This is a genomic window from Pseudomonas sp. 2 (assembly GCF_056627435.1).
The window spans coordinates 350,371-373,277 of sequence record NZ_JBWXNG010000001.1; the positions used below are offsets into that span (position 1 = coordinate 350,371).

The 22,907-nt window shown below is 62.6% G+C and carries 20 protein-coding genes; 13 read left to right on the plus strand and 7 right to left on the minus strand.

All coding sequences use genetic code 11. From position 1 onward, the window contains the following. Nucleotides 1-4: 4 nt before the first annotated feature. Nucleotides 5-706, minus strand: a complete 702-nt coding sequence (locus AC1MEK_RS01670; RefSeq protein ID WP_480394522.1) for a FadR/GntR family transcriptional regulator — start codon at nucleotides 704-706, stop codon at nucleotides 5-7. Between the two features lie 361 nt (nucleotides 707-1,067). Between AC1MEK_RS01670 and AC1MEK_RS01675 the strand changes: the two genes are divergently transcribed. The 8 genes from AC1MEK_RS01675 (at nucleotide 1,068) to AC1MEK_RS01710 (ending at nucleotide 9,625) form a co-directional block, all read left to right on the plus strand. Next, entirely contained in the window at nucleotides 1,068-2,396 is a 1,329-nt protein-coding gene (locus tag AC1MEK_RS01675; RefSeq protein WP_480394768.1) for an MFS transporter, read from the plus strand. A 65-nt stretch (nucleotides 2,397-2,461) separates the two neighbouring features. Continuing rightward, entirely contained in the window at nucleotides 2,462-3,805 is a 1,344-nt protein-coding gene (gene gudD, locus AC1MEK_RS01680) for a glucarate dehydratase (protein ID WP_480394523.1), read from the plus strand. Nucleotides 3,806-3,947: 142 nt separating this feature from the next. After that, entirely contained in the window at nucleotides 3,948-4,601 is a 654-nt protein-coding gene (locus AC1MEK_RS01685; protein WP_480394524.1) for a DUF1345 domain-containing protein, read from the plus strand. 64 nt (nucleotides 4,602-4,665) lie between these two features. Continuing rightward, the gene (locus tag AC1MEK_RS01690) at nucleotides 4,666-5,625 is read left to right on the plus strand and encodes a D-2-hydroxyacid dehydrogenase family protein (RefSeq protein ID WP_480394525.1); all 960 of its coding nucleotides are present in this window, start codon (nucleotides 4,666-4,668) and stop codon (nucleotides 5,623-5,625) included. Then, nucleotides 5,625-6,275 carry a bifunctional nicotinamidase/pyrazinamidase gene (gene pncA, locus AC1MEK_RS01695; RefSeq protein ID WP_480394526.1) on the plus strand — a complete coding sequence of 217 codons (651 nt, stop codon included), beginning with the start codon at nucleotides 5,625-5,627 and terminating at the stop codon, nucleotides 6,273-6,275. Before AC1MEK_RS01690 ends, pncA begins: the two co-directional genes overlap by 1 nt. Before the next feature lie 208 nt (nucleotides 6,276-6,483). After that, complete coding sequence (locus AC1MEK_RS01700) at nucleotides 6,484-7,383, plus strand: formate/nitrite transporter family protein (RefSeq protein ID WP_480394527.1); 900 nt, start codon at nucleotides 6,484-6,486, stop codon at nucleotides 7,381-7,383. A gap of 189 nt (nucleotides 7,384-7,572) precedes the next feature. Continuing rightward, nucleotides 7,573-8,256: a response regulator transcription factor gene (locus AC1MEK_RS01705; RefSeq protein ID WP_480394528.1), complete on the plus strand. Its 684-nt coding sequence runs from the start codon at nucleotides 7,573-7,575 to the stop codon at nucleotides 8,254-8,256. Then, nucleotides 8,234-9,625, plus strand: a complete 1,392-nt coding sequence (locus tag AC1MEK_RS01710) for a sensor histidine kinase (protein WP_480394529.1) — start codon at nucleotides 8,234-8,236, stop codon at nucleotides 9,623-9,625. Before AC1MEK_RS01705 ends, AC1MEK_RS01710 begins: the two co-directional genes overlap by 23 nt. Nucleotides 9,626-9,671: 46 nt before the next feature. Here the strand turns inward: AC1MEK_RS01710 and AC1MEK_RS01715 are convergent, their stop codons facing one another. From AC1MEK_RS01715 to AC1MEK_RS01725, 3 genes are all read right to left on the minus strand, one after another. After that, the gene (locus AC1MEK_RS01715) at nucleotides 9,672-9,836 is read right to left on the minus strand and encodes a hypothetical protein (RefSeq protein ID WP_480394530.1); all 165 of its coding nucleotides are present in this window, start codon (nucleotides 9,834-9,836) and stop codon (nucleotides 9,672-9,674) included. Further along, nucleotides 9,836-10,552, minus strand: coding sequence for a zeta toxin family protein (locus AC1MEK_RS01720; protein WP_480394531.1), 717 nt, complete (start codon nucleotides 10,550-10,552; stop codon nucleotides 9,836-9,838). Before AC1MEK_RS01720 ends, AC1MEK_RS01715 begins: the two co-directional genes overlap by 1 nt. Before the next feature lie 169 nt (nucleotides 10,553-10,721). Beyond that, nucleotides 10,722-11,132 carry a PA0061/PA0062 family lipoprotein gene (locus tag AC1MEK_RS01725; RefSeq protein WP_480394532.1) on the minus strand — a complete coding sequence of 137 codons (411 nt, stop codon included), beginning with the start codon at nucleotides 11,130-11,132 and terminating at the stop codon, nucleotides 10,722-10,724. Nucleotides 11,133-11,348: 216 nt separating this feature from the next. Here AC1MEK_RS01725 and AC1MEK_RS01730 point away from each other — a divergent pair, with 216 nt between their 5' ends. Genes AC1MEK_RS01730 through AC1MEK_RS01740 form a run of 3 tightly spaced genes read left to right on the plus strand, consistent with a single transcriptional unit; the run spans nucleotide 11,349 to nucleotide 17,155 of the window. Then, nucleotides 11,349-14,603: an efflux RND transporter permease subunit gene (locus AC1MEK_RS01730; RefSeq protein ID WP_480394533.1), complete on the plus strand. Its 3,255-nt coding sequence runs from the start codon at nucleotides 11,349-11,351 to the stop codon at nucleotides 14,601-14,603. Then, the gene (locus AC1MEK_RS01735; RefSeq protein WP_480394534.1) at nucleotides 14,593-15,759 is read left to right on the plus strand and encodes an efflux RND transporter periplasmic adaptor subunit; all 1,167 of its coding nucleotides are present in this window, start codon (nucleotides 14,593-14,595) and stop codon (nucleotides 15,757-15,759) included. The genes AC1MEK_RS01730 and AC1MEK_RS01735 overlap by 11 nt, the downstream gene beginning before the upstream one ends. After that, the gene (locus tag AC1MEK_RS01740) at nucleotides 15,743-17,155 is read left to right on the plus strand and encodes an efflux transporter outer membrane subunit (RefSeq protein ID WP_480394535.1); all 1,413 of its coding nucleotides are present in this window, start codon (nucleotides 15,743-15,745) and stop codon (nucleotides 17,153-17,155) included. The genes AC1MEK_RS01735 and AC1MEK_RS01740 overlap by 17 nt, the downstream gene beginning before the upstream one ends. A 151-nt stretch (nucleotides 17,156-17,306) precedes the next feature. Here the strand turns inward: AC1MEK_RS01740 and AC1MEK_RS01745 are convergent, their stop codons facing one another. The 3 genes from AC1MEK_RS01745 to AC1MEK_RS01755 all read right to left on the minus strand — a co-directional run bounded on the left by AC1MEK_RS01745 (nucleotide 17,307) and on the right by AC1MEK_RS01755 (nucleotide 20,454). Then, entirely contained in the window at nucleotides 17,307-18,152 is an 846-nt protein-coding gene (locus AC1MEK_RS01745) for an amidohydrolase family protein (RefSeq protein ID WP_480394536.1), read from the minus strand. 62 nt (nucleotides 18,153-18,214) lie between these two features. Further along, nucleotides 18,215-19,504 carry an MFS transporter gene (locus tag AC1MEK_RS01750; protein ID WP_480394537.1) on the minus strand — a complete coding sequence of 430 codons (1,290 nt, stop codon included), beginning with the start codon at nucleotides 19,502-19,504 and terminating at the stop codon, nucleotides 18,215-18,217. 218 nt (nucleotides 19,505-19,722) lie between these two features. Then, a complete protein-coding gene (locus AC1MEK_RS01755; RefSeq protein ID WP_480394538.1) occupies nucleotides 19,723-20,454 on the minus strand; it encodes a GntR family transcriptional regulator in 732 nt (243 codons plus the stop codon). A 230-nt stretch (nucleotides 20,455-20,684) separates the two neighbouring features. Here AC1MEK_RS01755 and AC1MEK_RS01760 point away from each other — a divergent pair, with 230 nt between their 5' ends. After that, nucleotides 20,685-21,551, plus strand: coding sequence for a hypothetical protein (locus AC1MEK_RS01760; protein ID WP_480394539.1), 867 nt, complete (start codon nucleotides 20,685-20,687; stop codon nucleotides 21,549-21,551). 15 nt (nucleotides 21,552-21,566) lie between these two features. Continuing rightward, nucleotides 21,567-22,904 (plus strand): endonuclease/exonuclease/phosphatase family protein, encoded by a 1,338-nt coding sequence (locus tag AC1MEK_RS01765; RefSeq protein ID WP_480394540.1) that lies wholly within the window; start codon nucleotides 21,567-21,569, stop codon nucleotides 22,902-22,904. Nucleotides 22,905-22,907 lie beyond the last annotated feature (3 nt).

Genomic DNA, 22,907 nt, shown 5'->3' on the forward strand with positions numbered 1-22,907 from the left:
CAGCTCACTCCACCGGCGCCAGCCGCTCGCGGCTGTTGGACAGGTGCGTCCACATCGCCGCCCGCGCGGCATCGGGGTCCTGGCGGCGGATGGCGGCGAGGATCGCTTCGTGTTCCAGGTTCGCCAGATAGGCGTGGTGGGTCAGGCTGGTTCCTGCCCGCTCGCTCGAGGCGATGCGGCTGCGCGGGATCACGGCGTTGCCCAGGTTCTGCAGGATCTCGTAGAAATACGGGTTGCCGGTCGCCTCGGCGATCAGCAGATGAAAACGCCGGTCGGCTTCCACGCAGCTGTCTTCCTTGGCCAGCAGGTCCTGATAATCGTCCAGCGCCTCGCGCATCGATGCCAGGTGCGCCTGGGTGCGTCGCTGCGCCGCCAGCGCCACGGCCTGGGTTTCCAGGCCCATGCGCAGTTCGATCATGTGCCGCACGCTGAAGGCGGTTTCCATTTTCAGGTGCAGGCCGCTCTGTTCCGAGCGCGCCAGCACGAACGTGCCCTTGCCCTGATGGGTTTCGACCAGCCCTGAGGCCTGCAACTTGGAGATCGCCTCGCGCACCACGGTGCGGCTGACGCCGTGCTCGCGGACGATCTCATTTTCCGATGGCAGCTTGGCGCCCGGCGCAATGCTGCCCATGAGAATGCGCTGGCTGAGTTCGGTGACCAGATCCGTGGCCAGGTTGTGCTGCCGTCGCTTGGGGGATGTCTGCATGATCAGTTGTACGAACAGTGGTTAATGGTGCGATCGGATCAAAGGGCCGATCCTACTTGTATTTTTGCGGTCAACCGGAAGCCTGAAGACGCCCCCTGCGTCAACTTGACGCAAGCAGAAAACGGCCAAAAAGCCAGAAAAAACGGGGCTTTTTCCCCTGAATTCAAACTCATCCAACTTGTCGTACAAGCGAGAATACTCCTTCAAAAAAACTGCACAAGCCCCGCAAAACCAGTTGCACCGGCAAACATTACTTGTATGATGACTAACAACAAGGGACACACCTTGTCACACACATGGCAACAACCCGCATAAAAATAATCAGTGGGAGTCAACAAGAGTGAACACATCCTCATCCCGGATGGCTGACGGCAACGATTCCGTGCTGCAATCGGCGGTTTCCAAAGTCAAACGCCACATCCTGCCGCTGTTCGTCATCATGTTCATCGTCAACTACATCGACCGGGTCAACATCGGGTTCGTACGTAGCCACATGGAACATGATCTGGGTATCGGCGCAGCCGCCTACGGCTTCGGTGCCGGCCTGTTCTTCGTCGCCTATGCGCTGTTCGAAGTGCCCTCCAACATCCTCATGCAGAAAGTCGGCGCCCGTCTGTGGCTGACCCGCATCATGCTCACCTGGGGCCTGGTGGCCGCCGGCATGGCGTTCATCCAGACCGAAACCCACTTCTATATCCTGCGCTTTTTGCTGGGTGTGGCGGAGGCCGGTTTCTTCCCTGGGGTGATCTACTACTTCACCCGCTGGCTGCCGAGCGTCGAGCGCGGCAAGGCCATTGCGATCTTCCTCAGCGGTTCGGCCTTCGCTTCGCTGATCTCCGGTCCCCTCTCCGGCCTGCTGCTGCAGATCGAAGGCCTGGGCATGCACGGCTGGCAGTGGATGTACTTCATCGAAGGCATGTTCTCGGTGGGCCTGTGCTTCTTCGTCTGGTTCTGGCTGGATTCCAAGCCCCAGGACGCCAAGTGGCTGAGCCAAGAAGAGAAAGACGCCCTGACCACCGCCATCGACGACGAGCAGCGCGCCCGTGAAGCGGCCAGCCCGGTGAAGCTGTCCATCGGCCAGTTGCTCAAGGACCCGCAGATCATCCTGTTCTGCCTGATGTACTTCTTCATTCAATTGACGATCTACGCCGCCACCTTCTGGCTGCCAAGCATTATCAAGAAGATGGGCGACCTGACCGACTTCCAGGTCGGCCTGTTCAACTCGATCCCCTGGTTCATCGCCATCGTCGCCATGTACGGCTTTGCCGCCATCTCGGCCAAGTGGAAGCATCAACAAGCCTGGGTCGCCTGTGCCCTGCTGATCGCCGCTGCGGGCATGTTCATGTCCACCACCGGTGGTCCGGTGTTCGCCTTTGTCGCGATCTGCTTCGCTGCGCTGGGCTTCAAGTCCGCTTCTTCGCTGTTCTGGCCGATTCCCCAGGGTTATCTGGATGCACGGATCGCCGCTGGCGTGATTGCGCTGATCAACTCGCTGGGCAACCTCGGCGGCTTCGTCGCCCCGACCGCCTTCGGCATCCTCGAACAGCAGACCGGTTCGATCCAGGGCGGCCTGTACGGCCTGACCGCCACCTCGATCATCGCGGCGATTCTGGTGTTCACTGTGCGCACCACCCGCAAGCCCGGCAGCGTGCCGCTCGCCAAGAGCGACGTGACCCCGAGCCACTCCTGATCCGTTCAAATCTCATTTCATCCGGCGCTGCCCTGCGGCGCCCTGCCAACAACAAGGATTGAGTCATGACCACACCATATTCCGGCAGCACTCCCGTCATCACCGAGATGCACGTCATTCCCGTCGCAGGTCACGATGACATGCTGCTCAACCTGAGCGGCGCCCACGGTCCGTACTTCACCCGTAACATCGTGATCCTCAAGGACAACGCCGGCCACACCGGCGTCGGCGAAATCCCCGGCGGCGAAAAAATCCGCCAGACCCTGGAAGACGCCCGTTCCCTGGTGGTCGGCAGCACCGTCGGCAACTACCAGAAGATCCTCAACGACGTGCGCCGCGCCTTCGCCGACCGCGACGCCGGTGGTCGTGGCCTGCAGACCTTCGACCTGCGCATCACCATTCACGCGGTCACCGGCATCGAAGCCGCCGTGCTCGACTTGCTCGGCCAGCACCTGGAAGTGCCAGTGGCCGCACTGCTCGGCGAAGGCCAGCAGCGCGACTCGGTCAAGATGCTCGGCTACCTGTTCTACGTGGGCGATCAGAAGAAAACCAACCTGCCGTACCGCACCGAGGAAGACGCCGACAACGACTGGTTCCGCGTGCGCCACGAAGAAGCCCTGACCCCTGAGCGCGTGGTGCGTCTGGCTGAAGCCGCGTTCGAGCGCTATGGCTTCGAAGACTTCAAGCTCAAGGGGGGCGCACTGAGTGGCGACGCCGAAATCGAAGCGGTCACGGCGCTGGCCGAGCGTTTCCCGAAAGCGCGCATCACCCTGGACCCCAACGGCGCCTGGTCGCTGAAAGAAGCCATCCGCCTGTGCCGCGACCAGCACAAAGTGCTGGCCTACGCCGAAGACCCGTGCGGTGCCGAAAACGGCTACTCGGGCCGCGAAGTGATGGCCGAGTTCCGCCGCGCCACGGGCCTGCGTACCGCCACCAACATGATCGCCACCGACTGGCGTGAAATGGGCCACGCGATCCAGCTGCAATCGGTGGACATCCCGCTGGCCGACCCGCACTTCTGGACCATGCAGGGTTCGGTGCGCGTGGCGCAGATGTGCAACGAGTGGGGCCTGACCTGGGGTTCACATTCGAACAACCACTTCGACATCTCGCTGGCAATGTTCACCCACGCCGCCGCCGCCGCGCCGGGCAACATCACCGCCATCGACACCCACTGGATCTGGCAGGACGGCCAGCGCCTGACCAAAGAGCCGCTGAAGATCATCGGCGGCAACGTCGACGTGCCGAAAAAACCGGGCCTGGGCATCGAGATCGACATGGATCAGGTGGCCAAGGCACACGAACTCTATAAAGGCATGGGCCTGGGCGCGCGTGACGACAGCGTCGCGATGCAGTTCCTGATCCCGAACTGGAAGTTCAACAACAAGCAGCCTTGCCTGGTCCGCTGATCACTGAAGGCTGCTTGAGACCGACCACGTAACTTGCCAATTGGCGACCGGCGCGTAACCCCTTGCGCGCCGTTTTTCTTGCCCCGCGTTCCGCCTCACCGCGTGCTATGGTTTTGACCATCTTGCCTGCGTGAAGCCGTCCATGTCCCATCTGACCCAGACCCACCCTCGCCTGACCATCGCAGTCGCCTTAGGCATCGTCGCAGGCATTGCGGCCGCCATTCTCGCGCCGACCATCACCCTGACCAGCAAATGCCTGATCGCCTGGAACGTCGCGGGCTGGATCTACATGGCGCTGATCATGCTGCGCACCTCCAACTCCAACGCCGAAGACGTGCGGCGCATCGCCGAGGTCGAGGACGAGAACGCAGGCCTGGTGCTGATGGTGGTGAGCATCGCCGCCATCGCCAGCCTGGCGGCCATTGTGCTGGAGCTGTCAGGGATCAAGGACATGTCATCCAGCGACAAGGCCCTGCATTACGCCTTTACCGGCCTGACCATTGTCGGCTCGTGGCTGTTGATCGGGGTGATCTTCAGCCTGCACTACGCGCGGATGTTCTACACCTGGGACGGCGAAGACGCGGCGTTGCGCTTTGCCGATGGCGAGCAGAACCCCGATTACTGGGACTTTCTGTATTTCTCGTTCACCATCAGCGTGGCGGTGCAGACCTCGGACGTGGGCGTCGCGACCCGCGCCTTGCGCAAGGTGGTGCTGGCCCAGTCGTTGATCGGCTTTCTGTTCAACACCTCGATTCTGGGGTTCTCGATCAATATTGCCGCCGGGTTGTTCAACTAGGCGTGGCAAGCGTATGTTGGCGCCCACAAATCCAATGTGCTCCTTGAACGAGGCGTGAACCCAAATGACTCAGACGCTGAAAATTGCCGTACTCGATGACTGGCAATCGGTGGCCCGTGATGTGGTGGACTGGACCGTCCTGAACCCCATCGGCGAAGTCAGCTTCCTGCACCAGTACCCTGCCGACACCCAGACGATGGTCGAGCGCCTGAAAGGCTTCAACGTCATCTGCGTGATGCGCGAGCGCACGATTTTCGACGATGCCCTGCTCAGCCAGTTGCCCAATCTCAAGCTGCTGGTCACCGGCGGCATGCGCAACGCCGCGCTGGACCTCAAGGCCGCTGCGCGGCTGGGCATCACCGTAGTCGGCACCGACAGCTACAAGTACGCAGCGCCGGAGCTGACCTGGGCGCTGATCATGGGTGTCACCCGCAATATCGTTGACGAAGCCAATTCCCTGCGCGCCGGCAACTGGCAGATCGGCATCGGCAGAGACCTGTACGGCAAGACGCTGGGCATCGTCGGCCTGGGCAGCATCGGCCAGAAGCTAGCCCGCTATGCCCACGCCTTCGACATGAAGGTCATCGCCTGGAGCGAAAACCTCACCGCCGAGCGCGCCGCCGAGCATGGCGCCACCTACGTCAGCAAGCAGGAATTGTTCGAGCAGTCGGACATCATCTCGGTGAATCTGGTGCTCAGCGACCGCAGCCGTGGGCTGGTGGACGCCGACTCGCTCAACCGCATGAAGCCGACGGCCTATCTGGTCAACACCGCCCGCGGCCCGATCGTCGACGAGGACGCGCTGATCGAGGTGCTCAAGCAGAAGAAAATCGCCGGTGCCGCGCTGGACGTGTACAGCGTCGAGCCGTTGCCCGCCGACCATCCGTTCCGCAGCCTGCCCAACTTGCTGGCCACGCCGCATGTGGGTTATGTGACGGAGAACAACTACGGCATGTTCTTCAGCCAGATGATCGAAGACATCCAGGCCTGGCATGCCGGTGCGCCGATCCGGGTGTTCGCCTGATGAGCACGCCGCTGGCCCGACTGCCCGATGACCCGCGCGCCGCCTTGCTGGTCATCGACATGCAGTACGACTTCATGCCCGGCGGCGCGCTGGCAGTGGCCGAGGGTGACGCACTGGTGCCGCTGATCAACCGGCTCGGCGCGCGCTTTCGCAATGTGGCGATCACCCAGGACTGGCACCCGGCCGGGCACATCTCGTTCGCGTCGAGCCACGCCGGGAAACAGCCGTTCGACAGCATCACCCTGCCCTACGGCCCGCAGACGCTGTGGCCTGACCACTGTGTGCAGGCCAGCCACGGCGCCGCACTGCATGCCGATCTCGACATCGCCCACGCACAGCTGGTTCTGCGCAAGGGCTGCAATGCCGGGATCGACAGCTACTCGGCGTTCGTCGAAGCCGACCGCACCACGCAGACCGGTCTGGCGGGCTACCTGAAGGAGCGCGGCATCGACAGCGTGTTCGTGGTCGGCCTGGCGCTGGACTTCTGTGTGGCCTGGTCGGCACTGGACGCCCGCGCCGCCGGGTTCAATACCTGGGTGATCGGCGATGCGTGCAAGGCCATTGACCTCAATGGCTCTCTGGCCAAGGCCTGGCAGGATCTGCAGACGGCGGGTGTCGTTCCCATCAACAGCACCGATCTGCTCGGGTAGGCCCCCGACCCAGAACCCGGCTCAACATCGGCCCGTAGCAGCACGGCTTGCCGGCGGGAGCGGTGTGTCAGACACCTCGATGCTGACTGACACACCGCTCCCGCCGGCAAGCCGTGCTGCTACGGGGTAAATGCCAATGTCCTCGTAGAACGAACCGCTCGCGCCACGTGTCTGAATCAACAGCACGACCCACCCGCGAGCGCCTGCCATGAACGACCAACACCACGAGCCAGAAGACGGCAAAACCCCCGGCCTGACCCCGGAAGAAGAACGCGAAATCGATGAGAACCAGCCGCCCCGCGCCGCCGTCCTGCACGAGACGATCCGCATGCAGGGCGATCAGGAGCTGGAGCGCAATGTCGCCGCACTGTTCTGGTCGGCATTGGCCGCCGGCCTGACCATGGGCCTGTCGCTGATGGCCATGGGGCTGCTCAACTCGCGGCTGCCGGACGGCGACACTTTCAAGGTCATTGCCAGCATCGGCTACAGCGCGGGCTTTCTGGCGGTGATCCTCGCCCGCCAGCAACTGTTCACCGAAAACACCCTGACCGCGGTACTGCCGGTGATGACCAAGCCGACACTGTTTAATGTCGTGCGTCTGCTGCGGCTCTGGACCGTCGTGCTGGTGGGCAACCTGTGCGGCACCCTGCTGGTCGCCTACGTGATGCTGGAACTGCCGATTTTCGACGCCAAGACCGACAAAGCCTTTCTGGAAATCGGGCGCAAGGTCATGGAAAACGACGTGGAGACCATGTTCGCCAAAGGCATCGTCTCCGGCTGGATGATCGCGACCATGGTCTGGATGATCCCGTCCATGGAGAACGCCAAGATGTGGGTCATCCTGATGATCACCTACCTGATGGCGCTGGGGGACTTCACCCACATCGTGGTCGGCTCGGCGGAAGTGTCGTACTTGGTATTCGCTGGCGAGCTGGCCTGGAAGGAATTCTGGCTGGTGTTCGCGGGGCCGACGCTGGCGGGGAACATCATTGGCGGCAGCTTTATCTTCGCCCTGCTCAGCCATGCGCAGATCAGGAGCGAGAGCGGCACGCCGAAGAAAAACCCAAAGAGCAAAAACGAGAAAACCCGGGCCACCGCCGCCCCGTAGCAGCACGGCTTGCCGGCGGGAGCGGCGTGTCAGTCGGCATCGATATGTCCGACATACCGCCCCGCCGGCAAGCCGTGCTGCTACGCAATGCAAAAACGCTCGGATTCTTCTTAAATTATTTTTAAGAAAATCAGGCTACGTTTAAAGGCAAACTAAAGCCTCCAGTCACTACGTGGTTCAGACACTCCAATGACCCGAATCCTGACAATCGAAGACGATGCCGTCACCGCCAAGGAAATCGTTGCCGAACTCAGCAGCCATGGCCTTTCCGTCGATTGGGTCGACAATGGCCGCGAAGGCCTGGTGCGCGCCGTCAGCGGCGACTACGACCTGATCACCCTGGACCGCATGCTGCCGGAGGTCGACGGTCTGGCGATTGTCACCACCATGCGCGCACTGGGCATTGCCACGCCGATCCTGATGATCAGCGCGCTGTCCGACGTTGACGAACGCGTGCGCGGCCTGCGTGCCGGCGGCGATGACTACCTGTCCAAGCCGTTTGCCTCCGACGAAATGGCCGCCCGTGTCGAAGTGCTGCTGCGCCGCAGCAATCCGGTGACCCAGGCCGAAACCATGCTCAAGGTCGCCGACCTGGAACTGAACCTGATCACCCGCGAAGCCAGCCGCGCCGGGCAGCCGCTGAACCTGCTGCCCACCGAATACAAGCTGCTGGAATTTCTGATGCGCAACAGCGGCCAGATCATCACCCGCATGATGATTTTCGAGGAAGTCTGGGGTTATCACTTCGACCCGGGCACCAACCTGATCGACGTTCATATCGGTCGCTTGCGCAAGAAAATCGATCCCCCTACCCTGACGCCGCTGATACGTACCGTTCGAGGCTCAGGTTATGTCATTGCCGAACCCGTCTAAGGGCTGGCGCTCCTCCAGCAGCCGTCTGCTGGCGCTTTACAGTTTCCTGTTCGTGGCCTGGAGCAGCATCCTCATGGGGGTGCTGTACTGGGAAGTCACCAGCTACCTGAACACCCTGGCGCGGCACTCGCTGATGCAGCGCCAGCAGCTGTTTTCGCGCTTCGAAGGCACACAGCTGGACGATGCCCTGCGCACCAGCGACAAGTTCGACATCCGCACCGTAGACGCCTACGGCCTGTTCGACGAGAACCTCAAGCCCCTGAACGGGCCGATCCGCGAGATCCCCCAGGGGCTGGCGCTGAACGGCCAGATCCAGGAGCTGGACACTTGCATCGACTCCGACGATCCGAATCTGCCGCCCGCCAGTTGTGACGCCGTGGCCATCCACACCATGGACAGCCGCTGGCTGATCCTGGTGCGCGACAACGGCTCGCTGTTCGCCGTCAGCACCCTGATTCTGCGCGCGCTGTTGTGGGGCATCTCGCTGACCATCCTGCCCGGCGCGCTGGGCTGGCATTTTCTCAGGAAGCGTCCGCTGCAACGCATCCGCGGCATTCAGGCCAGCGCCGAAGCCATCGTCATCGGCGACCTGACCCGGCGCCTGCCGGTGTCCAATCGCCGGGATGAGCTGGACATGCTGGCCGACATCGTCAACGCCATGCTCGACCGCATCGAGCGCCTGATGAACGAGGTCAAGGGCGTCTGCGACAACATCGCCCATGACCTGCGCACCCCGCTGACCCGCCTGCGCGCGCAGCTCTATCGGATCCAGCAGCAGTCAGCGGAAGACTCGCCCCACGGCGATCAACTGACCCAGGCCATCGCCGATGCCGACACGCTGATGGCGCGTTTTCGCGGGCTGCTGCGCATCTCCGAGCTGGAAGACCACCAGCGGCGTTCGGCGTTTGGCCAACTGGACCCGGCGCCCTTGCTGCAGGAGCTGCACGACTTCTACCTGCCGCTGGCCGAGGAAGGCCGCGTCTCGCTGCAATTGAAGATCGCCGATCACCTGCCGCCGGTTGTCGGCGATCGCGCGTTGCTGTTCGAGGCGCTGTCGAACCTGCTGAGCAACTCGATCAAATTCACTCCGCCGGGCGGCCAGGTGCTGATGATTGCCCGGGCCGAAGGCGAGACCACCTTCCTCGAAGTCCAGGACACCGGCCCCGGCATCCCCGACGCCGAACGCGACGCGGTGTTCAAGCGCTTCTACCGCAGCGAAACCGGCAACCAGCAAAGCGGCTTCGGCCTGGGCCTGTCCATCGTCGCGGCCATCGTCAACTTGCACGGCTTCAAACTGCGCATCGGCAACAGCCCCTCAGGCGGTGCGAGCCTGGTGCTGGAGTGTCGGCAGGTGTTGGCGTTGGGTTGAAACGACAAAGCCGCCTCGCGGGCGGCTTTGCTTTGATATCCGGAATTCAGGACTGCATCTTGCGGGCTTGCTCGATGATTCGGTCCTGGCGCTCCCAGGCTTTTTTCATGACGTCCTGATAAACGCGTTCTTTTTCTTCGGATGTGGCGTTGCGGACGAAGTCGGAAAATGGCGTCGACTTCACCGTTTTGAGCTTTCCAGAGGCTCCCATTATTCATACCTCGTGCAACTGAGCGTTCGTTCAAGCGAAGCTCGATCATAGGATTGGGGTATATACCTGTCAATTCGCTGGACGTCCTCCTTGTACGCCCGCGTCGACCCGTCGATGTTCTTGATGAAGATATCGACAGTCACTGCGTGGCCAAACTCGAATTTCAACCGATTCACCACATCGCGGGCGGCGAAATACTGATGAATGAATCCAGCGAGCGGAATATTTCGCCCTTCCACCTGTTCACGCGCCTGCACGAACTCCCATGCGCGTTCCGGTTTTTGGTGAACATAAAGCACCAGAACAAACCGATCACGCTTGAGCGAGCGTCGGATATTACGCGAGACCGTCTCGTAATTCGAAGAAGTGCCATCCAGCAAAAAAGACTGCTGCAATCGCAGCGCCTCATCATGAACAGCAGAAACCAGAACCGATACTGCCCGTTGAAACAGAGATGAATTACTGCCTGTGTAGCCGGGCAGTTCACCGCGATACGTATCAGGATCTATCCGCAGCACCCTCCCACCGAAGCGGGCGAGAAACTCCAGAGAAGCTTCTGTTTTTCCGGCACCGGGAGATCCCGCCATAAACACCGAGACCGGTGAGTCCTCAGACAGATAAATCGACGGGTCCGTCAGCCGCCTCACAATCTCCTTTCTGTTTGCCTTCGCAAATGCCACCGCTTGATCTGCAATCCTCTGATCATCTTCATCCATAGTGCAAACGCCCGTCCGTAAAAGAGCGCGCAGTATTGATAGCCCCACAGACCATGCCTATCCGACGCAACAAAACGAAACAGGATACGTAGCCGACCATTCACAGAAAAAAGCCCACGGTCCTGCAACCGTGGGCCCAACGAAAACCGTTGATCAAGGGAGCTTCGGGTCACCCCGGCATGCAGGTGAAGTCTTTGCTGTGGCCCAGTTGATGGCCGTGGGAGTCTTCCAGTTTGACGCTGTACTCTTCGCCCAGGCTCGATTCGACCAGTTTGTAGGTCTCGCCCGCCTTGAATTGGCTGAACTTGATGCCTGCCTCGCAGTTCATCTGGCCATCGTCGCCGTTGCCTTCAACGATCAGATTGACGTCCAGTTTGTGCGCGCCGGGTTTGACGTCGAAGTAGCGGCCGTCACTGAGCCGGTGGCCGTCGACGTCTTCGGCCATCAGCACGCCGGAAGGCTCTTCCTGCAGGCCGATCCAGGCCTCGGTGGGGTCGGCCTTGGGCATGGGGCCGGCGCAGGCGGACAGCACGGCCACCACGCCTAACAAGGGGATCAGCAGTAACGATCGGGTTTTCATGGCACACCTCAGCAGTTGGAAAGCCGTTGCGAAATCCCCGGTTTGCCGGTGCGGATTTCAATGAATCAAGGCTGCGCCCACCCCTGATGAAGTACAAATGAAGACCCCATGAAAGCTCTTTGTGCGCCTGACTAACGATTTGTTCATTTGGCCGAAAGCTGCCTGTTAAGTACCCGCCGCAAGACTTCGCCCATTCGAAATGGGGAGATTCTCGGCATGCTCGGGCTGGTCAAGACTGCATTGCTCAAGCCGTACACGTTCATCGTGTTGGCGATATTCATCTGTATCGTGGGGCCGATGGCGGCGCTCAAGACGCCTACGGACGTATTCCCTGACATCGGCATTCCGGTGGTGGCGGTGGTCTGGCAGTACGCAGGGTTATCGCCGGATGCCATGGCCGGTCGCGTGATTTACACCTACGAGCGCTCGCTCAGCACCACCGTCAACGACATCGAACACATCGAGTCGCAATCGCTGCCCGGCATGGGCATCGTCAAGATCTTCTTCCAGCCGGGGGTCGACATCCGCACCGCCAACGCCCAGGTGACGGCGGTGTCACAAACCGTGCTCAAGCAGATGCCCGCGGGCATCACCCCGCCGCTGATCCTCAACTACAACGCCTCCACGGTGCCGATCCTGCAGATGGCGTTTTCCAGCCCGACCTTGTCGGAGGCGAAGATCCGCGACCTGGTGCAGAACAGCATCCGACTGCCGCTGAGCGCCGTACCGGGTCTGGCGATGCCGACGCCCATGGGCGGCAAGCAGCGGCAAATCACCCTGGACCTGGACCCGCAGGCGCTGGACGCCAAGGGGTTGTCCGCCCAGGACGTCGGCAATGCGCTGGCGGCGGGCAACCAGATCATCCCGGTGGGCACGGCGAAGATGGGCCAGGACGAATACACCGTGCTGCTCAACAACAGCCCCAAGGCCATCGACGAACTCAATGACCTGCCGATCAAGACCGTCAACGGCGCGCTGATCACTATCGGCCAGGTGGCCCACGTGCGTGACGGCTCACCGCCGCAGACCAACGTGGTGCGGGTCGACGGCAGGCGCGCGGTGCTGATGCCTGCCTTGAAGAACGGCAACATCTCGACCCTGTCGATCATCGACGACATCCGCAGCATGCTCCCGCGCATCGACGAAACCCTGCCACCGGCGCTGAAGACCTCGCTGCTGGGCGACGCCTCGGTGTTCGTCAAGGAATCGGTGGGCAGCGTGGCCCGTGAAGGCATCATCGCCGCCCTGCTGACTAGCGCGATGATCCTGCTGTTCCTTGGCAGCTGGCGCTCGACCATTATCATCGCCGCGTCGATCCCGCTGGCGGTGCTGTCGGCCATCGCCCTGCTCTCGGTCACCGGGCAGACCCTCAACGTCATGACCCTGGGCGGCCTGGCGCTGGCCGTGGGGATTCTGGTGGACGACGCCACGGTGACCATCGAGAACATCAACTGGCACCTGGAACAGGGCAAGGCGGTCAAGGACGCCATCCTCGACGGCGCGCGGCAGATCGTCGGCCCGGCGTTCGTCTCGCTGCTGTGCATCTGCATCGTGTTCGTGCCGATGTTCATGCTGCAAGGCATCGCCGGCTACCTGTTCCGGCCGATGGCGCTGGCGGTGATCTTCGCCATGGGCAGCTCGTTCCTGCTGTCGCGCACGCTGGTGCCGACCCTGGCGATGTTCCTGCTCAAGCCCCACGTGCTGGAAAGCGGCGCCGGGCATCACCCTGAAGACGCCTATATCAACCACCACGAAGGCGACCAGCATGGCCGCCAGCGCAATGCGCTGTTGCGCGGCGCCTTGGGTTTCCAGCAGGGGTTCGAAAAGCGTTTCTCGGCGATTCGCGATGTCTATCACGGCCTGCTGGGGCTGGCGCTCAAGCGGCGCAAGGCGTTCCTTTTGGGTTTTCTGGCTTGCGTGCTGGCCAGTTTCGCCCTGCTGCCGAGCCTCGGCGAAGACTTCTTCCCGGCCACCGACGCCGGTGCCCTGTCGATGCACGTGCGCCTGCCGCTGGGCACGCGGATCGAAGAAAGTGCGGCGGCCTTCGACCGCATCGAACAGCGCATTCGCGAGATCATTCCGGCCAATGAACTGGACACCGTCATCGACAACATCGGCATCCCGCTCAGCGGCATCGACATGGCCTACAGCGCCAGCGGCACCATCGGCCCGCAGGACGGCGACATTCAGGTCACGCTCAAGGAAGGCCACGCGCCCACCGCCGATTACGTCAAACGCCTGCGCGAAGCACTGCCGCAGAGCTTCCCCGGCAGCCAGTTCGCCTTCCTGCCGGCGGACATCAGCAGCCAGATCCTCAACTTCGGCGCCCCGGCCCCGCTGGACGTGAAAATCTCCGGCCCCGACAACGACGCCAACCGCGCTTACGCTCTGGAATTGCAGCGGCGCCTTGAGCACGTCCCCGGCATCGCCGACCTGCGCATCCAGCAATCGACCGGCTATCCCTCGCTGCAGGTGGACGTGGATCGTCTGCGCGCCAAGCAGCTGGGCATCACTGAAAAAGACGTGACCACAAGCCTGGGCGCGTCGCTGGCCGGCACCTCGCAAGTGGCGCCGACCTACTGGCTGAACCCGAAAAACGGCGTGTCCTATTCGGTGGTCGCCGCCACCCCGCAATACCGCCTCGACAGCCTGCCAAGCCTGGAAGCGCTGCCGATCACTGGCAGCGATGGCCAGTCGCAGATCCTCGGCGGCCTGGCGACCATCAAGCGGGTCGACAGCCCGGCGGTGGTCACCCACTACAACATCGAGCCGACGCTGGACCTGTTCGCCAACGTTCAGGCGCGTGATCTGGGCGGCGTGGCCAAGGACGTACAACAGGTCATCGACAGCATGGCGCAGCTGCGGCCCAAGGGCGCGACGATCACCCTGCACGGCCAGATCGACGCCCTGCACGAAGCCTTCAGCGGCCTGAGCCTGGGTCTGCTGGGCGCGGTGGCGCTGATCTACCTGCTGATCGTGGTCAACTTCCAGTCGTGGACCGACCCCTTTGTGATCATCACCGCCTTGCCTGCGGCGCTGGCCGGGATCGTCTGGATGCTGTTCCTGTCCGGCACCTCGCTGTCGGTGCCGGCCTTGACCGGGGCGATCCTGTGCATGGGCGTGGCCACCGCCAACTCGATTCTGGTGGTGAGCTTCTGCCGCGAGCGCCTGGCCGAACATGGCGACGCCCTGCTCGCGGCGCTGGAAGCCGGTTACACGCGCTTTAGGCCCGTTTGCATGACCGCCCTGGCGATGATCATCGGCATGCTGCCGCTGGCGATCTCTCAAGAACAGAACGCACCACTGGGCCGCGCTGTGATCGGCGGGCTGATCCTGGCCACCACCGCCACCCTGTTGTTCGTGCCCGTGGTGTTCAGCCTGGTGCACCGCAAATCGCAGCCCCGCTCCATAAATCCGACCCTCGCCAATGAAGCCCGTGCCACTGATGGAGAAACACCCCATGTCGTCTGAAAACGCCCCTTCGCGCAAACGCCTGATGCTCACCGGCATCGGCGGCCTGACCCTGGCGGCGCTGCTGGTCGCCAACGGTCTGGCGGCCCGCACACGCCATGAGCATGCCGTCGCGGCCTGGACCGAAAGCCAGTCGGTGCCGGTGGTCACAGTGATCTCGCCGTCGCAGAACGCCCAGGGCGACACCCTGCAACTGCCCGCCCGGCTGGAGGCCTGGAGCAAGGCCTCGATCAACGCCCGGGTCAGCGGATATCTGAAAAGCTGGAGCGCGGACATCGGCGCCCAGGTCCAGGCCGGGCAGGTATTGGCGCAGATCGACAGTCCGGAACTCGATGAGCAACTGGCCCAGACCCGCGCCCATCTGGCGCAGCAGCAGGCCACCACGCGTATCGCCCAGACCACCGCCGAACGCTGGCAGCACCTGTTGGCGACCCACTCGGTGTCGCAACAGGAAGTGGACGAGAAAGTCTCGGCGGCGACGGCGGCCAAGGCTGACCTGCAAGCCGCCAACGCCGATTACCAACGCCTGACCGACCTGACCGCGTACAAGACCATTCGCGCGCCGTTCAGCGGCACCGTCACCGCGCGCAACACCGACATCGGCCAGTTGATCAAGGCCGACGATGGCGGCGGTACTGCGCTGTTCAGCATGGCCGACACCCATCGCCTGCGCTTGTACGTGCCGATCCCGCAGAACTACGCCAGCGTGATCACGCCCGGCATGCAGGTGAAACTGAGCGTTCCGGAACATCCCGGGCAGACCTTCACGGCCACTTTGATGGGCGACTCCACGGCGGTCGATCCGCGCTCCGGCACCCTGCTCGCGCAGTTCGTGGCGGACAACCCCAATGGCGCCTTGCTGCCCGGTGATTACGCCGACACCACGCTGCCCGTTACAGCGGGCAGCCATGGCGTGAGCATTCCGGCCAGTGCGCTGATCTTCCGCGCCAAGGGCACCCAGGTGGCGACACTGGACAACGCCGGCCACGTGCACCTGCGCAACATTCATATCGCCATGGACCTGGGCGACCGGCTGGTGATCGATCAGGGCCTGCAGGCGGCAGACAAAGTGGTCGACAACCCACCTGACGCGCTGCGCGAGAACGACCCGGTGCAACTGGCAGACGCAGGAGGTGAGCATGCGCCCAAGGCTTGAAGGCTTGGCTCTGGTCATCGCCATGACGCTGCAAGGCTGTTCGCTGGCGCCGGTCTATCACGCCCCCAGCGTGGCGCTGCCTGAGCATTACCAGGAATCGGCCGGCCCCTGGCACCCCGCACAACCCGCCGACCGCCTGAATGCCCAGTGGTGGCAGCTGTTTGGCGACCGGCAACTCGATGACCTGCAACAGCAATTGCTCACGGCCAACCCGGACCTGGCAGCAGCACTGGCGCACTACGATGCGTCGCTCGCCTACGCCAGCCAGTTGCACTCGGGGCTGTTCCCGCAGGTCAACGCCGGCGTCGCGCCGCTGCGTCAGCGCCAGTCGGACCGCAAGCCCTTACGCGGCAGCAATCAGCCTTCGGTGTACAACAGCGACACCGCCGGGTTCAGCCTGAACTTCGACCCGGACCTCTGGGGCCGCATTCGCAATCAGGTGGCCGCCGGTGACGCCCAGGCCCAGGCCTCGGCGGATGACTTGGCCGTGGCGCGCCTGAGCCTGCAAAAACAACTGGCGACCCTGTATGTGCAGGCGCGGGGGCTGGATGCGCAAAGCCGGATTCTGCGCACCTCGCTGGATGACTACAGCCAGGCGCTGAAGCTGACCCGCGACCGTTACGAGGGCAAGATCGCCTCGGAACTGGACCTGACCCGCGCCCAGAGCCAACTGGCCGAAGCCCAGGCGCAACTGGACGATGTGCAGGCCCAGAGCGATCTCAATCAGCACGCCATTGCCGAACTGGTCGGCGTGTTGCCGAGCCAACTGACGCTGATCCACGACAGCACGGCCCTCAAGCAGCCGGAGATCCCGCAAGCGCTGCCCGGCTCCCTGCTGCAACAGCGCCCTGACATCGCCGCCGCCGAACGTCGGGTGTTCGCCGCCAACGCCAACATTGGCGTAGCCAAAGCCGCGTGGTACCCGGACTTCAGCCTGACCGGCCTGCTCGGCGGCCAGACTCAGGGCAACGGTAACTTGCTGGCCGCGGCCAATCGCTTCTGGGCGCTGGGGCCGCTGGTCAACCTGCCGATTTTCGATGGCGGCAAACGCAGCGCCGATGAACGCGCAGCCCACGCGGAATTCGAAGAGGCCGCCGCGCACTACCACAGCCAGGTGCTCAAGGCCGTGCGCGAGGTGGAAGACAATCTGGGGCAATTGCGCGATCTGCAACGCGAATCCGCCGACCAGCAGGCCGCCGTCGACGCCGCGACAAACGCCGAACGCATGGCCACCAGCAGCTACGAGGCTGGCGCCGTGAATTACCTGGACGTGGTCACCGCCCAGACCACCGCGCTACAGGCGCAGCGGCGCTTGCAGGAAATCGACACCAGCCGGTTGCAGGCCAGTGTGGGATTGATGGTGGCGCTGGGAGGTGGCTGGAAAAGCAATTTATAGCGCGAGCTTGCGAGCACAAACCTGTGGGAGCCGGCTTGCTGGCGAATGCAATTGGTCATTCAACGTTGCAGCGTCTGATCTGACGCATTCGCCAGCAAGCCGGCTCCCACGCCTTCGGCCGAAGCAGACATGGCTATCGGAAAATGCGCTCCTAGGCCTCGACCACCGCAAAATCGAACAACACCTGCGGCGCTTCGATCAACAGCGAGCGCATCGCTTGCGCCGAGCAACCCAGCGCCTGCAATTGCTCGACCACGGTCCCGTACGAGACACGGCCTTCGTGCTGGGTGTGCGGCCAGTCACTGCCCCAGACCATGCGCTGGGCGCCGAAGCTCTGCTCCAGCGACGGGAACGCGGCGCGGGCGAAGTCGAGGTTCTCCTGCTCGCTGCCCTCCAGCCGATAGATACCCGAGACCTTCATCCACACCTGACCGCTCAGGCCCAGTTCGAGCATCTCGCGAAAGCCGGGTTGCTCCAGGCCAAGGCGCGCGTCAGGACGGCCAAAGTGATCGATCACCACCTTGACGCCAAACGGCATCAGGCCGCGAATCAGCTCAGGAATGTCCGCCACATGGCGATGCAGTTCCACGTGCCAGTCCAGTTCGGCGATGTGCCCGAACAGCCCCTTCCACTCAGGCTCGGAAAAATCCGGCAGCGCCTTGCCCATCAGGTTCAGACGAATGCCGACCACGCCCAGACGGTCCATCGCATCCAGCTCGGCGCGGCTGATGTCGCGATCCACCACGACCACCCCGCGCAGCTGCGTTGGCGCCTGCTTGAGCGCGTTCAGCAGGTAGCTGTTGTCGGTGCCCAGAAAGCTCGGCTGCACCAGCACCCCATGGCTCAGGCCGTGGCCCTGCAGGTTGTGCTGATACTGCGCCAGGGTGGCGTCGTAGTCGGGCGAATAGCGTCGTGCCGAGGTCAGATCCAGCTCCCTGCTGAATACGTGTGCGTGGCCGTCGATGCCAAGAATCGACGCGGGAAAGGTATCGGACATGGGTCTCATCTATCGAAGAACGTGCGGCGCCCGGTTCAGCCGGCCGCCGCACAGGTAGCACATCAGGCGCTGGCGGTTTCGTTGTGCCCGGCAGAACCTTGAGCGGCAGCGGCGCTGTTTTCCAGGCTGCGGCCACGGGTTTCCGGCAGGCACAACGCGGCCAGCACGGCTACGCCATACGCGATACCGGCGTCGATGCCGATGGCCGAACCCAGCGACATCGACTCGCTCATGTGGCCGACCAGGAACGGGAACACCGAGGACAAAACGCGGCCGAAGTTGTAGCAGAAGCCCACGCCCGCACCGCGCACGTCAGCCGGGTACAGCTCGTTGAACAGCGCACCCAGGCTCGCCGGGATACCCGCGGCGAAGAAGCCCAGCGGGAAGCCCAGGAACAGCATCTGGGTGTTGGTCAGCGGCAAGAACACATAGCACTGCACGGTGATCACGCAGCACAGGGCGAACAGCACGATGTTCATGCGACGGCCGATGCGGTCGATCATGAAACCGCTGGCCACGCAGCCACACCAGAAGGCGAAAATGATCACCGCCAGGTAGCCGCCGGAGTTGAGTACCGACAGGTTGCGCTCGGTTTTCAGGAAGGTCGGCAGCCAGGTCATGACCGCGTGATAACCGCCGTGTGCGCCCAGGCCCAGCAGGCCGCCGAGCAGGGTTACGCGCAGCAGTTCAGGACGGAAGATGCCGGCCAGGGATTTGAAGAAACTCTGCGGGATAGCGTTGTTCTTTTGCAGGCGCTGGAAGCTGTCCGGCTCCTCGACGTTGCGACGCACCCAGATGATCAGCAGCGACGGCAGCAGGCCGACCAGGAACATCACGCGCCAGGCGATATCGGCCGGCACCAGCGAGTAGATCAGGGTGAACACGCCCACCGCCAGGCCCCAGCCCACGGCCCAGGCGCTCTGCACGGTGCCCATGACCTTGCCGCGGTATTTGGGGTTGATGGTCTCGGCCATCAGCACCGCGCCGGCCGCCCACTCGCCGCCGATGCCGAAGCCTTGCAGGGCCTTGACCACCAGCAGCGAGCTGAAGCCGGTGACGAACGCCGACAGGAAGGTGAAGAACGAGAACCAGAGGATCATCCACTGCAGGGTGCGCACCCGGCCGTAACGGTCCGACAGCGTGCCGCCGACCCAGCCGCCCAATGCCGAGGTGACCAGGGTCACGCCGCTGATCAGGCCCGCGTCGCCCTTGCTCAGGGCGAAGGCTGCGATCAGCGCCGGAATCGCCAGGCCGAACATCTGGACTTCAAGGGCATCCAGCGACCATCCGCCGAAACAGGCCCAGAACGTTTTGCGCTCCCGAGGAGTGACTTGGCGATACCAGTTGAACATGATTTCTTGTCCTTATTGCGTGTGATGCGGCAGTTGTTGTTGAGCCTGTTCTCATGTGACAGGCCTGATATTGATTTGAGCGAGATCACGACCCCCTGTGGGAGTGAGCTTGCTCACGAAGAGATGCAGACGCTCCATACGCAGTGGCCGGGCCCATGAGTTCGTGAGCAAGCTCACTCCCACACGCCTGCGGCATGTCCACGTGCAGCGTCTGGACCCTAACGAATATCGACGCTGTAACGGAAATGGCTGGCATGCCCGCGCGAGCGGCGCCATTCCAGGGGTTGCCCTGCGTAGTTGCGCGCCAGACGCTCGATCACCACCACGGGGCTGCCCGCAGGCACCTGCAGCAGGCGCGCATGCACGTCATTGATTGCCTCGGCGGTGAGGGTTTCTTCGGCATAGGCGACCACCTGGCCACACAACTCTTCGTAAATGGGGTACAACAGCGGGCCCTGTTTGCTCAGGTCGGTTTCCAGCAGGGTCTGGAACTGCACTTGCGGCAACCAGATCTCTTCGGCCAGCACCGGCTGGGCGTCCAGCAGACGCAGACGGATCATGCGGATCACCGGGGCTTCCAGCGGCAGGCCCAGGGCCTGAGATACCGCGGACGGCGCAGTGACAGGGTCGATGGAGAGAATGCGGCTTTCCGGAACCTGACGCTCGCCGGACACGCTCTGGAAACGGAAGAAACGGAACAGCGAAGACTGGAACTGCGGACGCCGAATGAACGTGCCCCGCCCCTGCTGACGCTCGAGAATGTTTTCGGCCACCAGCATGTCGATGGCCTTGCGCACCGTACCGGTGGACAGGCAGTACTCACTGGACAAGGCGGCTTCGGTAGGAATCGCTTCCCCCGGACGCCAGCGGTTATTGGCGATCTGCTCGGCCAACTGGTCGCGCAGACGTTGGTAGAGCGGCAGGCGGACATCACTGGACAGTCTATTCATGGGAGGCGCTTCGCTGTTGTATTTATATAGTCATCTATATGAATCTGGGCGAAGTATTGTCCCGTTACAAATTGTCGTCAAGGCTTGAGCCTATCCGTTCGGCGCTTTTCTTGTCCTGCATCCTCCTTTACCAGTCGCCCTTTCCCACCTTCAAGAGGGCTGGGGTCCGATAGAAAGCTCTGCCGCAGCACGATTACGTGAGGCTTCCCTTCTTCAGGAAACTCACGAACATGAACTTGAATTACACACAGAACCGGCACGGCATCCTCACCGGTTCAACCCTGCTCGACGAGGCCTCCTCGGAAAGCTGCCGCATGGTACTGCACAAAAACGTTCTGTATTGCGTCTACCTCAGCGGCACTGAAGTGAGGATGAGCCGCAGGCAGCCCTCTTCATCGCACTGGAACGTCGGCACGCCACTCACAGGCCTGGTCAGCACCGAGATACCCGGACTTGCGTCTTTCAAAGACCACCTGGTCATCGCATACAGAAAGACACCCAACCTCCTCGCGGTGTGCAGGTTCGACGAACAGACACAGACCTTCACCCAGACGTCAGAGCTGCGAGGCGGGCTGTCACAGACCCCGGCGTTCGCAGTCCTCAATGGCGTGCTGCATATGTTCTACAAGCGTCCTGACTACTCAAGCATCTTCTACCGAACGACCACCAATCTGATCACCTGGAGCGCGTGGCAGACCATCAAGCGATACAACGCCAACAACGCGTATACCTACCTGAGTCCTGTCGCAACCACCTATCAAAACCTGATTCACCTGATTTATGAAGATCGCGACGACAAGAAGGTCTATCTGCTCAAAAGCGATGGCGAAAACTGGACGAGGAGCGTCCTGCTGGTAGAAAAAATGTATGGCCACTCCCCAGGCCTTGCGGTACACAACGGACTGCTCAAACTGGTCTTCATCGGCAGGAACCATGGGCTGGATCAATACACCTACGACGGCAACGCCATCAGCCCGCTCATCTCCAGCAGCGGCGTGCAATGCGGGTGGGGGAGCCCCGGGGTGGCCGTCCAGGACGGCGCACTGGTCGCGGTTTTTCCCGGCTACGTTGAACCCGCCACGCCTTCTGCTTCCTGATGGAGAGCCTCGCCCATGCCGGTTGACAACACCCTTCACAACTACACCCTGATGCAGTTGCTGCCCTCCGCCACCATGACCGACTTCGAAACACAACTGGAAGTCATCGTGACGGACATCTTCGACCTCCTGCAAACCCACCCCGACAACGCGCGGCACACGGCCACCTGGCTGGTGTATTACCTGTCGACCCATCACATCCGCAGCACCAACGAACGCGCGCAAGGCAACTACGCGCTGATACTCACATCAACGTTTCGCCGCTTGTACAACGATCCGCGCATCATCGCTCGCATCACCGCCGTGCATCCCCGGGACAGCTACCCATTGCTGCTGAGCTTCTATCACCTGCACCACGCCCTGATCATGAACGGCCTACGGGCGCCAGAGGGTCCTCAAACCCTCGACCATGGCGATGCGCTGAGACTGTTGCAGATCATCGTCGGCGCGGCGCACGGCCCGTGGCTCGCGCGGATTCGTCTGCAAGGGGGAATCCGTGATTACTACCACGCACTGATTCGCGATGACGCCCAGGACGCGCTGATCGAGCTTGGCAGGGTGCCCTTGGCGGACGGCCACTCAGTCCAGGTCGCGACCTGGAACATGCAGGGCGTATCGGAGGCGACCGACGCCAAATGGCGTACATTTGTCCTGCAACTGGCTCGCGCCAACGCCGTGGTGGCCTTGCAGGAAGTGGGGGTCATGCCCAGCTCCGCAGAGCTCGTGCACCACATCGCGGTTCTGGACCAGTTTGGAACGCCCTTCCAGATAGAGCATTACCGCTGGAACGCCGGAACGGATTCGCGCCCGGAGCGGTATCAGATCTTCTTCATCGATGTTCAACGCTTGCGGGTCAATCTGGCCATCGTCGTTTCGGAGGCCAGCGGACTGGACATCGTGCGTCCCGTGTTGATTTCCGACGGCCTGCCGAACAGTGAGAGCGGCCGGTTCAATCGCCCGGCGCTGGGCGTGCAACTCAGGTTTCGATCGACTTCACAGGAACTCATCACCGTCTACAGTTTTCACTCAATCTCCGGTGGCGGCGTCAATGCCCCGCGCATGCTGCGTGAAGTCAGCTGGCACACGCCCTCGCGCTTCATCCTGCTGGGAGATTTCAACAGGGATCCACGTCCCGTTCCAGACAATGTCGCCCTGCACCGAGGGAACTGGATCTCTCCGCCCGACATCGCGGAACTGGCGTTACCCGCTTCCGAAACCCACCCCAGTACTGCGCCGCTCAGCGTGCTCGATTATGCCGTGGTCAACGGTACCCAGCCCTCGACCGGGACAGTGCTGCCGGCGGGACCTTCGGATCACCGGGCGGTGAGTTTCCAGTTCAGTTTTCCGGATTAACGA